Below are 13,078 nucleotides of genomic sequence, written 5' to 3'. Positions count from 1 at the left end.
CGCGGCTCACCGCGCCGGACAGGGCTCCTGCGGCGGATGCACCTCGACCACGAACTGCATGGGCGTGGTGCCGGGCAGGCGCACCAGGGTCTGGAATCCCGTGGGGTTGCGTCGCGGCTCGTCGCGCATGTCCACGAAGCCACTGACCCGCATGGCTTCGAGGTTGATCCATGGGCTCTTGGCGGAATCGCCGTCCTCCAGCACCAGCAGTCGCTGCCCGCCGTAGGCGGACACCATGCCGGCCAGCGCGATCGGCCCGCGCACGTAGCGCAGCTCGCAGCCGGTGAATGCGTGCCACTCCGCCGCCACCGCGCGGGCGACGTCGGCCGCCGGCAGCTGCCACACGCCGGGCCGCTCACCGGCCGCGGCGCCTCGCGTGCTTCAGCGGCGAAGACGACCATCGCGACCGCCTGCATCGCGAGCCACGCGATGGTGTGCAGGCGGCGCCAGTGGCCGAAGCGCCGATGCAGCACGATCGCGATCGGCACCACCACGAACTGGCTCGCCTGGAAGCCCCAGTGGCTTTGCACCTGCACGCGAGCCGCCGCGGCGCCCACCAGGACGGCCATCGGCACCAGCACCAGCCCCGTGAACCACCGCCGCTGGAGCGGCGTCATGGGCGAGGCCTGCGCCGGTTCGACGCCGCCGCGCCGGCGCGTCGCGGCCCACAGCACCGCGGCGAACCCGCCGATGGTGAGGATGTACTTGGCCTGCATGGCCAGCACCGGCACCAGCCGCAGGGGGTGCGGCTGGTGGCTGGCGCCGGCCTCGAGCGACGCCATCGCGTAGCTCACGGTCTGCAGGTCGTGCTGCAGCGCCCACAGCCCGTGCGGCAGGACGACGACCGCCGCGCACAGGCTGGCCAGCAACAGGCCCGGAAGGTATCGGCGAACCTGCCCGAGAGCGCGACGACGAGCACCAGCCCCGCGAGCGGCACCGCGGCCTGGTACTTGGCCATCAGCGCCAGGCCCGACGCCAGGCCGACCAGCAGCCAGTCGCGGCGCCGATTGCGCTGCATCGCATGGAACGTGGCCAGCGCCGCCAGCGCCATGCAGGCGACCAGCACGGTGTTGTGGTTGAACATCTGCGCCCGGCGCGTGAAGCCGTAGTGCAGCGCCAGCAGCAACGCCGTGAGCACCGCGACCCGCTCGCCCGCGAGCAGCTGCGCGAGCCGCGTCGTGCACAGCATGGTGAACACCGTCACGAGGCCGCCCAGCAGGTAGGTGACCCAGGGCACCGGTCCCACGATCTGCAGGCCCGCCCACATCAGCCACGACGTGAGCGGCGGATGCTTCCAGTAGCCCCACTCCAGGCTCTGGCCCCAGACAAACTGCTCCAGGCTGTCCTGCAGTTGCGAGTGGTTGGTCCAGGCGGCGAGCGCGACCCAGGACGCGATGGCGAGGGCGCTCGCAAGGCAGGCCGTGCGGACGGACAGGCGCGGCGACGGCCAGGCGCCTGGCAGCGCGCCGGGGGTGGTGGCAATGGTCGAGGTGGACACGGCCAGCGAGTGGAACCCGGCGGCGCTGAGCGGTCCCTGACCTGTTGCGCTAGTTCGACGTCGGCCGCGCCCCGGCGTGCTCCGTGCACACGAACCGCTTGACGCCCAGCAGGCGGCGGAAGGTGCCCAGCTGCCGCAGCGCATGGCGGCCGCAGATCCAGCAGCTCATGGTGGCGCCGATCGCCTCGGTGACGGTCGTGAACGGCGTGCCGGGCTCCTTGGACAGATAGCGCCTGCCGTCGTCCGAGATGCTGGTGCTGGTGTCGGTGGGGTGGTAGCGCATGGTGATACTGCTGAAGTTGCGTCCACCTTAGGCCGTGCCCGGCGCCTGCCTCGACCGTCGGCACCGACGACCAGGGTCAGCCATTGGCTGACAGCTGTCGGCCCGCAGCCCGCGGCGAGGGCCGTCCGGTCGTGTTCGCGGACAGTGGGCGGACATCCGCGGACAGGCAGGCGGACACCGCGCGGCCGTTATGGATCAAGGACTTGGGACGGGCACGGATGCTGCAAGGAAGCGCCGCCATGATTCGTGACACCTCCGCCCAGGACAAGCCGATCGCGCCCGTGCGCCGCCGCCGCGCGAAGCGCTTCGCGGCGATCGGCCTCGCCGTGGTGGCCCTGGGCGCAGCCGGCGGCGCGCTGGTCGCGAACTGGCACGCCGGCACGCCGGTGGTCGACGCCGGCCGGGTGCGGATCGCGGAGGCCTCCCGCGGCACGCTGGTGCGCGATGCGAGCGTCAACGGACGCGTGGTGGCGGCGGTCAGCCCCACCCTGTATGCGCCGGCCGCGTCCACCGTCAACCTGAAGGTGAACGCCGGCGACACGGTGAAGAAGGGCGACGTGCTCGCGGTGCTGGAGTCGCCCGACCTCGCCGACGCCTTCAAGCGCGAGCAATCGAGCTTCCAGGAACTGCAGGCCGAAGTGGCGCGCCAGCAGATCCTGGCCGACAAGGCCAGGCTCGCCGCGCGGCGCGACGCCGACCAGGCCGAGATCGACCGCATCTCCGCCGAGCGCCAGCTGCAGCGCATCGAGCATGCCGGCATCGAAGGCGTGGTCGCGAAGAACGATTACGAGAAGGCCAGGGACGCCGTGAAGTCGGCGCAGATCCGCAGCAGGCACGCCGCGGCCGCCGCCGACCTGGAGACCGAGGATGTCGGCCTGCAGCTGAAGACCCGCAGGGAGCAGCTGCAGCGGCAGAAGCTCGCGCTCGACCTCGCGCACCGGCGGGTGGAGGAACTGACCATTCGCGCGCCCAGCGACGGCTTCATCGGCAGCGTCGCCGTGAGCCAGCGCGCCGTGGTGCCGGCGAACGCCCCGCTGATGACGCTGGTCGACCTGTCGCGGCTCGAGGTGGAACTGGAGATCCCCGAGATGTACGCGGCCGACCTGGGCCTGGGCATGAAGGCCGAGATCGTGGCCGGCGACGTGAAGGCGACCGGCACGCTGTCGGCGCTGGCGCCGGAAGTGGTGAAGAACCTCGTGCTGGCCCGCGTGCGTTTCGACGGCAGGCAGCCGCAGGCACTGCGCCAGAACCAGCGCGTGCAGGCGCGCCTGCTGATCGACGAGCGCAAGGACGTGCTGATGCTGCCGCGCGGTCCGTTCGTCGATACGGAGGGCGGCAAGTTCGCGTACGTGGTGGACGGCAGCGTCGCCCAGCGACGGCCGATCCAGCTGGGCGCCGCCAGCGTGTCGGCGGTGGAGATCGCCTCGGGTCTCAAGCCCGGCGACCGGGTCGTCGTCTCGGGCACCGACGCCTTCGACCACGCCCCCCGCGTGAAGATCAACGAGTGACGGTCATCGACCGACGACCATCGACCGAGAAAGGACCCGCGATGCTGCGCATGAACGACCTGAGCAAGGTGTACCGCACCCACATGATCGAGACGCATGCATTGCGCGGCCTCGACATCCACGTGCGCGACGGCGAGTTCGTCACGGTCACCGGCCCCTCCGGCTCGGGCAAGACCACGTTCCTGAACATCGCGGGCCTGCTGGAGGACTTCGACGGCGGCGAGTACCACCTCGACGGTGTCAACGTCACCGACCTGGACGACGACCAGCGCTCGCGCCTGCGCAACGAGAAGCTGGGCTTCGTGTTCCAGGGCTTCAACCTGATTCCCGACCTGAACCTGTTCGACAACGTCGACGTGCCGCTGCGCTACCGGCGCCTGCCCGCCGCCGAACGCAAGGAGCGCATCGAGCATGCGCTGGCCGAGGTGGGCCTGGCCTCGCGCATGAAGCACTACCCGTCGGAGCTGTCGGGCGGCCAGCAGCAGCGCGTGGCCATCGCGCGCGCGCTCGCGGGCCAGCCGAAGCTGCTGCTGGCCGACGAGCCGACCGGCAACCTGGACACCCAGATGGCGCGCAGCGTGATGGAACTGCTGGAGCAGATCAACGCGCGCGGCACCACCATCCTGATGGTCACGCACGATCCCGAACTCGCTGCCCGCGCGCAGCGCATCGTCCACATCATCGACGGCTGCGTGCACGACCTCGTGCGGCGCAAGCCCTCGCTGGTGGAATCCGAGACCGCTGCCGCCTGAAGGAGCCGCGATGTTCCGCTACCACCTGATGCTCGGCGTGCGCAGCCTGCGCCGCAACCCGGTCCTCACCGCGCTGATGGTGCTGACGCTGGCGATCGGCGTGGCCGCGAGCATGTCCACGCTGACGGTGCTGCACGTGATGTCCGGCGACCCGATCCCGGGCAAGAGCGACCGGCTGATCGTCCCCTTCCTGGACGTGCGCGAGGCGCAGGGCGTCGTGCCGGGCAAGAAGCGCTCGTTCTTCGAGAACCAGGTCACCTACCAGGACTCGATGGCCATGCTGCGCTCGGGCCAGGGAATCCGCCGCACGGTGGTGCAGGACGTGTTCGGCGTCATCGAGCCGGCCCGGCCCGACCTGCCGGTCAGCACGGTGGAGGGCGTGGGCACCACGGCCGACTACTTCCCGATGTTCGAGGTGCCGTTCCGCTACGGGGCGCCATGGGGCGCGCAGCAGGATCGCGGCGCGGCCGACGTCGCCGTGCTGAGCCGCAAGAAGGCCGAGGACCTGTTCGGCCGCGGCAGCCCGGTGGGCCGGCACTTCCGCATGTGGAGCCGGGACTTCACGGTGGTCGGCGTCGTCGACGACTGGAACCCGGTGCCCCGCTACACGCACGTCATCAACGGCAACGGTGGCAGCTTCAACGGCGAAGACACCGTCTACGTGCCGTTCTCGGCATCGGTAGCCGCGGAGAAGGGCTCCAACGGCAGCACCAGCTGCATGAAGGATCCGCCGCGCCCGGGCTACCAGGGCTTCCTCGAGTCGGAGTGCATCTGGCTGCAGTTCTGGTTCGAGCTGGCCTCGCCCGCCGACCGGCCGAAGCTGAGGGACTGGCTCGAAGGCTACGTGCGCGAGCAGAAGCACCTGGGCCGGATGGAGCTCGCGAACCCGCTCGAGATGTACGACGTGCGCGAGTGGCTGGACTTCCTGGAAGTCGTCCCCAACGACCACCGCGCCGCCGCCTGGCTGTCGCTCGGTTTCCTGCTGCTGTGCATGGTCAACACCATGGGCCTGCTGCTGGCCAAGTTCTCGGCGCGCGCGCCGGAGATCGGCGTGCGGCGCGCGCTGGGCGCCACGCGCGGCACGGTGTTCCGCCAGTTCCTGGTCGAGGCCGGCGTGATCGGGCTGGCCGGCGGCACGCTGGGGCTGCTGCTGTCGGCGGCGAGCCTGTGGGCGATCCGGCGGCAGTCGCGCGACCTTTCGGTGGTCGCCCACATGGACTGGGAGATGCTGGCCACCACCTTCGCCATCGCCCTGCTCGCCGCGTTGCTGGCCGGCCTGCTGCCGACCTGGCGCTCGGCCCAGGTCACGCCCGCGCTGCAACTGAAGTCGCAATGAGGACCGCCATGGAGATCCGTCCCATCCTGTCCGCGCTGCTGCGCACCCGCACCGCGCCGCTGCTGGTGGCGATCCAGGTCGCCCTGAGCCTGGCGGTGCTGGCCAACGCCCTGTTCATCGTGCACCTGCGCCTGCAGGCGGCGCAGCGCCCGAGCGGCATCGCCGACGAAGGCACGGTCGGCTACTACAACCGCACGTTCCCCGACGAGTCGAAGCACCAGCAGATGCTGGCCGAGTGGGAGCGCGAGGTCGCGATCCTGCGCGGCGTGCCCGGCGTGAAGTCGGTGGTGTGGGCGAACCAGATGCCGATGTCGACCTCGGGCTCGTCGAGCAGCGTCCGGCTCAACGAGCAGCAGGCACAGGAACTCGCGACGCCCTCCATCTACATGGCGCCACCCGGCTTCGTGCAGACCCTGGGGCTGAGGATCGTCGAGGGACGCGACATCACCGAAGCGGACATGACGGAGAACGATCCCGACACGCAGGGCTTCTTCGACAACTTCCCCAGGTCGGTGCTCATCACGCGCGCGCTGGGCGAGAAGCTGTACCCGGGCGAGTCGAACATCGTCGGCAAGACCTTCCTGTTCGGCAAGGACGACGTGCATGGCGCACGGGTGCGCATCGTCGGCGTGCTCGAGCGGCTGCAGACCACGCAGGCCCAGAACGGCGCCGAAGGCGAGTACTCGGTGCTGCTGCCCTGGCGCTTCACGGCCAACCGGGTGCGCTACGTGATGCGCACCGACCCCGGCCAGCGCGACAAGGTGCTGCTCGCCGGCGAACAGGCCCTGCGGCAGGCCGCGCGCGAGCCGATGCGCCTGCAGGTGCGCTCGGCGGCCGAGGACCGCGACCGGCGCTACCGCAACGAACGCGCGATGGCCTCGATGCTGATCACGGTGGCGGCCCTGCTGCTGCTGGTGACCGCCAGCGGGATCGTCGGCCTCGCGAGCCTGCGGGTGACGCAGCGGCGCAAGCAGATCGGCGTGCGCCGCGCGCTCGGTGCCCGCCGCGTGGACATCCTGCGCTACTTCCTGGTGGAGAACCTGATGATCACCACCACCGGCATCGTCGTCGGCCTGTTCCTCGGGCTGGCGCTGAACCAGTTGCTGGAGACGCGCCTGGGCCTGCCGAAGCTGCCCGCAGGCTATCTGGCCGGCGGCGCGGTGGCGCTGTGGGTGCTGGGCCTGCTCGCCGTGTGGGGGCCCGCGGCACGTGCCGCCGGCACGCCGCCCGCGATCGCCACGCGCACGGCCTGATTTATCCTCGGCCGCCATGGCGACGGTCCTGGTCATCGACGACAACGCCTCGATCGGCACGGCGCTCGACGTCCTGCTGTCGCTGCACGACATCCGCACCGTGCACGCGGCGGCGCCGGACGAAGGCGTGGCGCGACTCGAGGCCGGCGACATCGACCTGGTGATCCAGGACATGAACTTCGCCGCCGACACCACGTCCGGCGAGGAAGGCCGCGCCCTTTTCCACCGCATCCGCGCGCGCCATCCCGACCTGCCGGTGATCCTGCTCACCGCGTGGACGCACCTGGACATGGCGGTGGACCTGGTGAAGGCCGGCGCGGCCGACTACCTGGCCAAGCCCTGGGACGACCAGCGCCTGGTGACCACGGTCAAGAACCTGCTGGAACTCGGGCAGGCCACGCGCGAGCTGCAGAAGAAGCTGCGGCGCGAGCGGCGCCGGCACGAGGAGCTGGAGCACCAGTACGACCTGCGCGGCATGGTGTGGCGCGATGCCGCCACCGAACGCGTGCTGGCCCTGGCCTGCCAGGTCGCGAAGGCCGACCTGCCGGTGCTGATCACCGGTCCCAACGGCGCCGGCAAGGAACGCGTGGCGGCCATCATCCAGGCCAACTCGGGCGTGCGCCACGGCCCCTTCGTCACGGTCAACTGCGGCGCGCTGCCGTCCGAGCTGATCGAGGCCGAGCTGTTCGGCGCCGAGGCGGGCGCGTACACCGGCGCCGGCAAGTCCCGCGCCGGCAAGTTCGAGGCCGCGCACGGCGGCACGCTGTTCCTGGACGAGATCGGCAACCTGCCGCCGGCCGGGCAGGTCAAGCTGCTGCGCGTGCTGGAGACCGGCCGCTTCCAGCGCCTGGGCTCGAACGAGGAGAAGCAGGTGCAGGTGCGCGTGGTCAGCGCCACCAACGCCGACCTGCGCGCGATGATCAAGGCGGGCAGCTTCCGCGAGGACCTGTTCTACCGCCTGAACGTGATCGAGATCGCGCTGCCGCCGCTGGCGCGCCGGCCCGACGACATCGTGCCGCTGGCACAGCATTTCCTCGGCGCGGGCAAGCGGCTGGACTCGGGTGCCGAAGCGGCGCTGCTGCGCCACGCCTGGCCGGGCAACGTGCGCGAGTTGAAGAACACCATGCAGCGCGCTTCACTGTTGGCCCGCGGCGAGACGATCACCGCCACGGACCTCGGACTGCCTGCCGCCGGGCCGGCCGCCTCCGGCGAACCCGAGCTCGATCGCGCCGCGGTCGAGGCAGCGTTGGCCCGCCATGGCGGCGTGGTGGCACAGGCCGCCGGCGAACTGGGCCTGTCACGCCAGGCGCTGTACCGGCGGATGGAGCGCCTCGGCATCGCGCGCGGCGCGGCGAGCTGATGGCTGCCGCGCCGGTGCGCCGCTTTACGCTGGTCACGCGTCTGGCGCTGCTGGCCGGCGCGCTGGTGCTAGCCACCACGGCGGTGGCACTGGTCCTGTCCACATGGCTGCAGTCCGCCTGGCAGGCGGCCGCGTTCACGGTCGCCGTGATGCTGCCGCTGGCCGTGGTGGTGGCGCGGGCCGAGCTGCAGCCGCTGCTCGCGATGCTGCGTGCGCTGGGCGGCACCGTCATCAGCTACCGCGACGGCGATTTCTCCGTCGGCCTGCACTGGGCCGGCAACGACGAGATCGGTGACCTGGTCCGCGCGCACAACGAACTCGGGCAGGTGCTGCGCGAGCAGCGCCGGGGCCTGGCCGAGCGCGAGCTGCTGCTGGACACCATGGTGCAGAACACGCCGGTGGCGATGCTGCTGGTGCACCAGGGCGGCCGCGTGGTGTTCGGCAACCTCGCCGCGCGCCAGCTGCTGCATCGCGGCCGCCGCCTCGAGGGCGACGACCTCGCGCGCGTGCTCAATGCCGCGTCGGCTTCGCTGCGCGAGGCGTATGCGCGCGGCGGCGACGGCCTGTTCACCGTGCGGCATGCCGAAGGCAGTGACGGCGAGGACGAGATCTACCACCTGGCGCGGCGCCAGTTCACGCTCAATGGCCAGCGGCACGAGCTGCTGCTGCTGCGGCACCTGACCGCGGAACTGCGACGGCAGGAGGTGCAGACCTGGAAGAAGGTGATCCGCGTCCTCAGCCACGAGTTGAACAACTCGTTGGCGCCCGCTGCGTCGCTGGCGCATTCGGGCGCGGAGTTGCTGCGCCGGGACCAGACCGAGCGGCTGCCGGAGATCCTGCGCACGATCGAGGAGCGCACGCGTCACCTGCAGGGCTTCATCGACGGCTATGCGCGCTTCGCCAAGCTGCCGGCGCCGCGGCTGGAGGACGTGCACTGGCCACGGCTCGTGAGATCGCTGCAGGCCCAGGTGCCGTTCGCGCTGGCGGGCGCGTTGCCCGAGGAACCGGCGCGCGTGGACGCGGCGCAGATGGAGCAGGCGCTGCTGAACCTGCTGAAGAACGCGCACGAATCGGGGTCACCCGCTGACGACGTGGCGATGGCGGTGCGCCGCACGCGCGAGGTGCTGGCCATCGACGTGATGGACCGCGGCACCGGCATGACCGAGACCGTGATGGCGCAAGCCCTGGTGCCGTTCTATTCCACCAAGCGCAGCGGCACCGGCCTGGGCCTCGCGCTCGCGCGTGAGATCGCCGAAGCGCACGGCGGCCGCATCGTGCTGGGCAACCGCGAAGGCGGCGGCCTGACGGTGTCGCTGGTGCTGCCGGCCACCGCCTGAGGATTGGCAACAACACTCGCGGCATACTGCGTGTAAACGCTGCCGCGCGTGGGACGCGTTCGGGGCCGCGCCGCTGTCGCGCCTCCTACACTGCAGCCATGCTTGATGAGCTTCGCGACGAACTCGACCAACTGCGCAGGACCTATGCCATGTCCAAGCCGAGCGCCCGGCTCGCCGCCATCCGGCAGCGCCTCTCGCGCGCCGAGGGTGAGAGCGGGCCGACGCGACTGATCACAACGGTCTCGGCGGTCGAAGCGCTCGCGCGGTCGCTGGTGGTCCACGCACCCGGCCGCCCGCCCGCCACCGCGCACTTCCGCTACCAGCAGGTGCGCAACAAGCAGCCGCTGGATCTCGTCGAGGAAGCGCTGCGCCTGCATGGCGGCAAGCTGCCTGCGGAGCAGGTCGGCACGCAGGCCTGGGAACTGTTCGAACTGGCGGTGCAGGCGCGCAATCTCGTGGTCCACGAATGCACGACGCTGGGCCAGGACAAGTACCCGCCCATGGTCGGCGCCGCCGAACGCGTGCTCGAGGCGATGGTGGAAGTGGCCGGCCTGCTGCGCGTGGTGGAACGCCCGGCCGCGGCGCGCGAGTGACGCCTCAGCGCACCAGGACCGCGTAGAGCCCGGCCCAGATCGCCATCGAGACCAGCCCGCCGATCCAGAACCAGGGACTGGCGAGCAGGCTGCGCGGGACGCTCCGGTCGGAAGCGGCCGCAGCGTCGTCCTCGCGGACGTCGGCCGCCGGCCCGTGGCGGAAGGTGCTCATGCCCATGGCGCGAGGGTAGGCCCGTCGCGCGCCCGGCGGGGTAATGAGTTGTGTCGGCAGGGGCCGTTAGACGAGCTCATCTGGCAGCCGGTACGATGCGCCTCGCATGCAGCTTCGGGGTCCCATTGCCATCGGTACCATCCTCGCCCTCCTCGCGGGGATCGCAGGCTTCCTGGACCGCTCGGCGCCCGAGCCGCGGGTCATTGCGCAACCCACCAGTCCTGCCGCGGGCATCCCTGCGCCCACGGCACGCGCCGAACCTGCAGCAAGGGCCGCCGCGGCTGTCGCCCGCGGCGACGTTGCCGCCGCCCTGCGTGCCGACTTCGAACAGGCCAGCGACTACCGTGCGTTCGCGATGGCGGCGCTGGACCGTCCGGCCGAGGGCGGTCTCCTGTACGCGCGGCAGGCGGTCCTGGCCTGCCTGAATGGAGACCGGGGTCTCGTGAATCGCGCCGTGACGAGGAGCGTCGACCAGCACGGCACAGTGGACCCCGCGCAGATCGCGGCCGGTGAACGGCTGCTGGCTCGTTGCGCCTCGTTCTTTCCGGGCGAGCATGCGCGCCTCATCGGCGAGATGAAAGCGCGTGCCGAACGCGCCACGGACCCGCTGTTGCAGGCGGAACAGGCGGGTGCGGAAGCCGAACGGGACGGCCGCCCTGAAGTCCTGCGTGCGGCGGCGGCGCGGATGCTGGCGATCGGCGATCCGCTGCTGCTCTCTAGCCACGGGTCGTTGGTCCGGCTCACCATGGCCGATGCCGAGGCGAAGAAGGAAGGCGGGCTCTGGGTGGACAACAAGGTCGTGCGGCGCGACGACGGCAACGAGTTCCTGCTCTGGAGCGCAGCGCTGTCGCTGGGCATGTGCGCCGGCACCGGCCCTTGCGGAAGCGACGGGCTGGTCGAGACGGCCTGCATCCTGCATGGCATCTGCAAGGCAGACCGCGAAGCCTACTTCCGCTGGTTCTTCGACGAAGGTGGCCTGGGCCGCGACGAGATCGACACGATCTTCGCGCGCGCAGACCGCGTCCGCCGCGCGGTGCGCGAACAGGACATCGGCTTCTTCGTGCGCTGAGTAGCTCGCCACTCCCGGCTGGCCACCGACGGCTTCGCACCCGTGTGGTTCGCGACGGCGGAGCAGGCGCTGCGCGAGTTCGCGACGCAGCCGCCCGCGCAGCGTTGGGCGAAACCCGTCGGGGTGGGCGCTAACTGAGCGCACCCGGCAGCGTGCCGGGGATCGTCATCGGCGACCAGAACCCACGTCGCACGCGAAGCGCGCGCAGGTCGACGTGGAGCCTGTACTCCTCGTCCTGCAGGTGGCCCACCTCGCGCGCCAGCGCAAGCTGCTCGGCCATCGGTGCGCGCCGGCCGACCGAGGCCGCGAAGGCCAGGTTGGCTGCACGCAGGCTGTCCCTGGCCATCTGCCATTCGCGGAGCAGCCGACTGCTGTCGCCCATACATCCTTTCGGGCCGCCGGCACTGGTGTGCATGCAGGGCGACCAGCGGGCATTGTCCCGGCCAGCGGCGCGGGCCTTCGCCGCGCGCCGCTGGCCGGTGCATCAGGGGTGCCGGGCGGTGCCCGTCACACCCCGAGCCACTTGCCCATGCCGGTGACCCGCGCCTGGTCGAACTCCTCGAAGCCCGCGACGCCGAACGCCTCCAGCCGGCGCTTGCCCGCCTCGGTGCGATCGAGTTCGCTGAAGTAGCGGCGCACGTCCGCCAGCTGCGCGGCCGACAGACTCGGGCTGGCGATCAGCTGCTTGATCGGCACCGGCCTGCTGCTGGCCAGCACTTTGCCGCCCTTCTCCTTCCAGGTCCTGACGACGGCCGAGGACGCACTCACGCCCGCGGCCGCGAGCCCGTTCTCGACCATGAAGGGCACCGCGTCCTGGTACTTGACGTACGACATGGCGGGCAGCTGGCCATTGGCCTCGTTGAGCGTGGCCCGCGCGATCACCGAGGTGATCGAGTCCTCGTCGGGCGCGCCGACCCTGGCGGTCTTCAGGTCGGCCAGCGACTTGAGCGTGCTGCCCGAGGGCACCAGGAAGCTGACGCGGTACTCGGTGTAGCCCTTGGTGAGCGCCACCAGCCTGTAGCCCTGGGTCGTCATGGCGCGGATGGCGTGGTGCGCCGGATGCACCCAGGCGATGTCGTACTGGTGCTCGGCCAGCCCGGCGGACAGCTGCCTGTAATCGCCGACCGAGACGAACTTCACCGGCCGCTTGAGCAGCTTCTGCAGGTCGTCGGAGACTTCGCGGAACCGCTCGGCGAACGGCACGCTGCTGGCGCCGTAGGTCACGCCTTCGTTGATCGCGACGACGAGGGGCTTGTCCTCGGCGCGGGCCAGGGCAGGGATGCCAGCGGCGATGGTGGCGGCAGCGGTCGCCAGCAGCTCGCGCCGGCGCAGGAAATGGTCTTCCATGGAGGTGGGTTCTCGTGCAGCACCCGGCCAACAGCAGCCGGTAACCGATTGTTCGCCGCCGGCGGGCGCGGCGGCTCACCGTTGGCATGCAAACGTCTGGGCGGCAGCCGCGGCTGGACGGATGGCGTCACCTGCACGCCACGCCGGACGCGGTGCGGCCGCCCGGATGACTGAGCGGATGCTGGACACACCGCGCGCATCCCCGTTACGGCACGCCCTTCACGCGCGACAGGCGCGCCGGACAATGGTCCCGGGACGTGGCGACGCAGGAGCCGCCACCGCCCGCGGCACCGGTGGCTGCCTGCGCAGCCGGTGCATGTCGCGTGCAGGCGCCAGTCAGGAGAACGACATGGCTCGTTCGGCCCTCGAATCCTGCCCACGCCCACCCCGGGCCGTGCCCGTCCGCGTCGCGGACCTCGTGCTGGCCGTGAGCCTCGCCGCGTGCGGCGGCGGCGGTGGTGGCGGGCCGAGCATTGTGGACACCGGCGCCCCGCTGGCGTCGGGGCCGCCTGCGCCGGTCGCGGCCCCATCGCCTTCCCCATCCGCGACACCGGCTGCACCCGCACCCTC

The 13,078-nt window shown here is 71.2% G+C and carries 15 protein-coding genes; 9 read left to right on the top strand and 6 right to left on the bottom strand.

Features of this window, described 5'->3' with window-relative positions:
• Positions 1–6 precede the first annotated feature (6 nt).
• On the bottom strand, positions 7–309 hold the full coding sequence (locus ACPWT1_RS06705; RefSeq protein WP_427914600.1) for a hypothetical protein: 303 nt from the start codon (positions 307–309) through the stop codon (positions 7–9).
• Between ACPWT1_RS06705 and ACPWT1_RS06700 the strand changes: the two genes are divergently transcribed.
• The gene (locus tag ACPWT1_RS06700; protein ID WP_427914599.1) at positions 292–789 is read left to right on the top strand and encodes a hypothetical protein; all 498 of its coding nucleotides are present in this window, start codon (positions 292–294) and stop codon (positions 787–789) included. The two genes, ACPWT1_RS06705 and ACPWT1_RS06700, sit on opposite strands and share 18 nt — an antisense overlap.
• Position 790: 1 nt before the next feature.
• On the opposite strand, the gene ACPWT1_RS06695 is transcribed toward ACPWT1_RS06700, so the two are convergent.
• A complete protein-coding gene (locus ACPWT1_RS06695) occupies positions 791–1,498 on the bottom strand; it encodes an ArnT family glycosyltransferase (RefSeq protein ID WP_427914598.1) in 708 nt (235 codons plus the stop codon).
• A 49-nt stretch (positions 1,499–1,547) separates the two neighbouring features.
• Positions 1,548–1,781 carry a hypothetical protein gene (locus tag ACPWT1_RS06690; protein WP_427914597.1) on the bottom strand — a complete coding sequence of 78 codons (234 nt, stop codon included), beginning with the start codon at positions 1,779–1,781 and terminating at the stop codon, positions 1,548–1,550.
• A 239-nt stretch (positions 1,782–2,020) separates the two neighbouring features.
• Here ACPWT1_RS06690 and ACPWT1_RS06685 point away from each other — a divergent pair, with 239 nt between their 5' ends.
• The 7 genes from ACPWT1_RS06685 (at position 2,021) to ACPWT1_RS06655 (ending at position 9,920) form a co-directional block, all read left to right on the top strand.
• A complete protein-coding gene (locus ACPWT1_RS06685; protein WP_427914596.1) occupies positions 2,021–3,289 on the top strand; it encodes an efflux RND transporter periplasmic adaptor subunit in 1,269 nt (422 codons plus the stop codon).
• A 41-nt stretch (positions 3,290–3,330) separates the two neighbouring features.
• A complete protein-coding gene (locus ACPWT1_RS06680) occupies positions 3,331–4,041 on the top strand; it encodes an ABC transporter ATP-binding protein (protein WP_427914595.1) in 711 nt (236 codons plus the stop codon).
• Positions 4,042–4,051: 10 nt separating this feature from the next.
• Positions 4,052–5,377, top strand: coding sequence for an ABC transporter permease (locus ACPWT1_RS06675; RefSeq protein ID WP_427914594.1), 1,326 nt, complete (start codon positions 4,052–4,054; stop codon positions 5,375–5,377).
• An 8-nt stretch (positions 5,378–5,385) separates the two neighbouring features.
• Positions 5,386–6,630, top strand: coding sequence for an ABC transporter permease (locus ACPWT1_RS06670; protein ID WP_427914593.1), 1,245 nt, complete (start codon positions 5,386–5,388; stop codon positions 6,628–6,630).
• A gap of 16 nt (positions 6,631–6,646) precedes the next feature.
• The gene (locus tag ACPWT1_RS06665; RefSeq protein WP_427914592.1) at positions 6,647–7,990 is read left to right on the top strand and encodes a sigma-54-dependent transcriptional regulator; all 1,344 of its coding nucleotides are present in this window, start codon (positions 6,647–6,649) and stop codon (positions 7,988–7,990) included.
• A complete protein-coding gene (locus tag ACPWT1_RS06660) occupies positions 7,990–9,327 on the top strand; it encodes a sensor histidine kinase (protein WP_427914591.1) in 1,338 nt (445 codons plus the stop codon). The genes ACPWT1_RS06665 and ACPWT1_RS06660 overlap by 1 nt, the downstream gene beginning before the upstream one ends.
• Before the next feature lie 98 nt (positions 9,328–9,425).
• Positions 9,426–9,920 carry a hypothetical protein gene (locus tag ACPWT1_RS06655; protein ID WP_427914590.1) on the top strand — a complete coding sequence of 165 codons (495 nt, stop codon included), beginning with the start codon at positions 9,426–9,428 and terminating at the stop codon, positions 9,918–9,920.
• A gap of 4 nt (positions 9,921–9,924) precedes the next feature.
• On the opposite strand, the gene ACPWT1_RS06650 is transcribed toward ACPWT1_RS06655, so the two are convergent.
• Positions 9,925–10,098 carry a hypothetical protein gene (locus ACPWT1_RS06650; protein ID WP_427914589.1) on the bottom strand — a complete coding sequence of 58 codons (174 nt, stop codon included), beginning with the start codon at positions 10,096–10,098 and terminating at the stop codon, positions 9,925–9,927.
• A 349-nt stretch (positions 10,099–10,447) separates the two neighbouring features.
• Here ACPWT1_RS06650 and ACPWT1_RS06645 point away from each other — a divergent pair, with 349 nt between their 5' ends.
• The gene (locus ACPWT1_RS06645; RefSeq protein ID WP_427914588.1) at positions 10,448–11,161 is read left to right on the top strand and encodes a hypothetical protein; all 714 of its coding nucleotides are present in this window, start codon (positions 10,448–10,450) and stop codon (positions 11,159–11,161) included.
• Positions 11,162–11,291: 130 nt separating this feature from the next.
• Here ACPWT1_RS06645 and ACPWT1_RS06640 read toward each other — a convergent pair whose 3' ends face one another.
• Both ACPWT1_RS06640 and ACPWT1_RS06635 read right to left on the bottom strand, forming a co-directional pair.
• Positions 11,292–11,543, bottom strand: a complete 252-nt coding sequence (locus tag ACPWT1_RS06640; protein WP_427914587.1) for a hypothetical protein — start codon at positions 11,541–11,543, stop codon at positions 11,292–11,294.
• 125 nt (positions 11,544–11,668) lie between these two features.
• Positions 11,669–12,508, bottom strand: a complete 840-nt coding sequence (locus ACPWT1_RS06635) for a phosphate/phosphite/phosphonate ABC transporter substrate-binding protein (RefSeq protein ID WP_427914586.1) — start codon at positions 12,506–12,508, stop codon at positions 11,669–11,671.
• Positions 12,509–13,078 lie beyond the last annotated feature (570 nt).

Origin of the sequence: Ramlibacter sp. MMS24-I3-19, from assembly GCF_050320135.1 — a bacterium.
Lineage (GTDB): Bacteria > Pseudomonadota > Gammaproteobacteria > Burkholderiales > Burkholderiaceae_C > Ramlibacter.
Note: the sequence above shows the minus strand (reverse complement) of the source record. Positions and strands in the feature narration are given on the sequence as shown.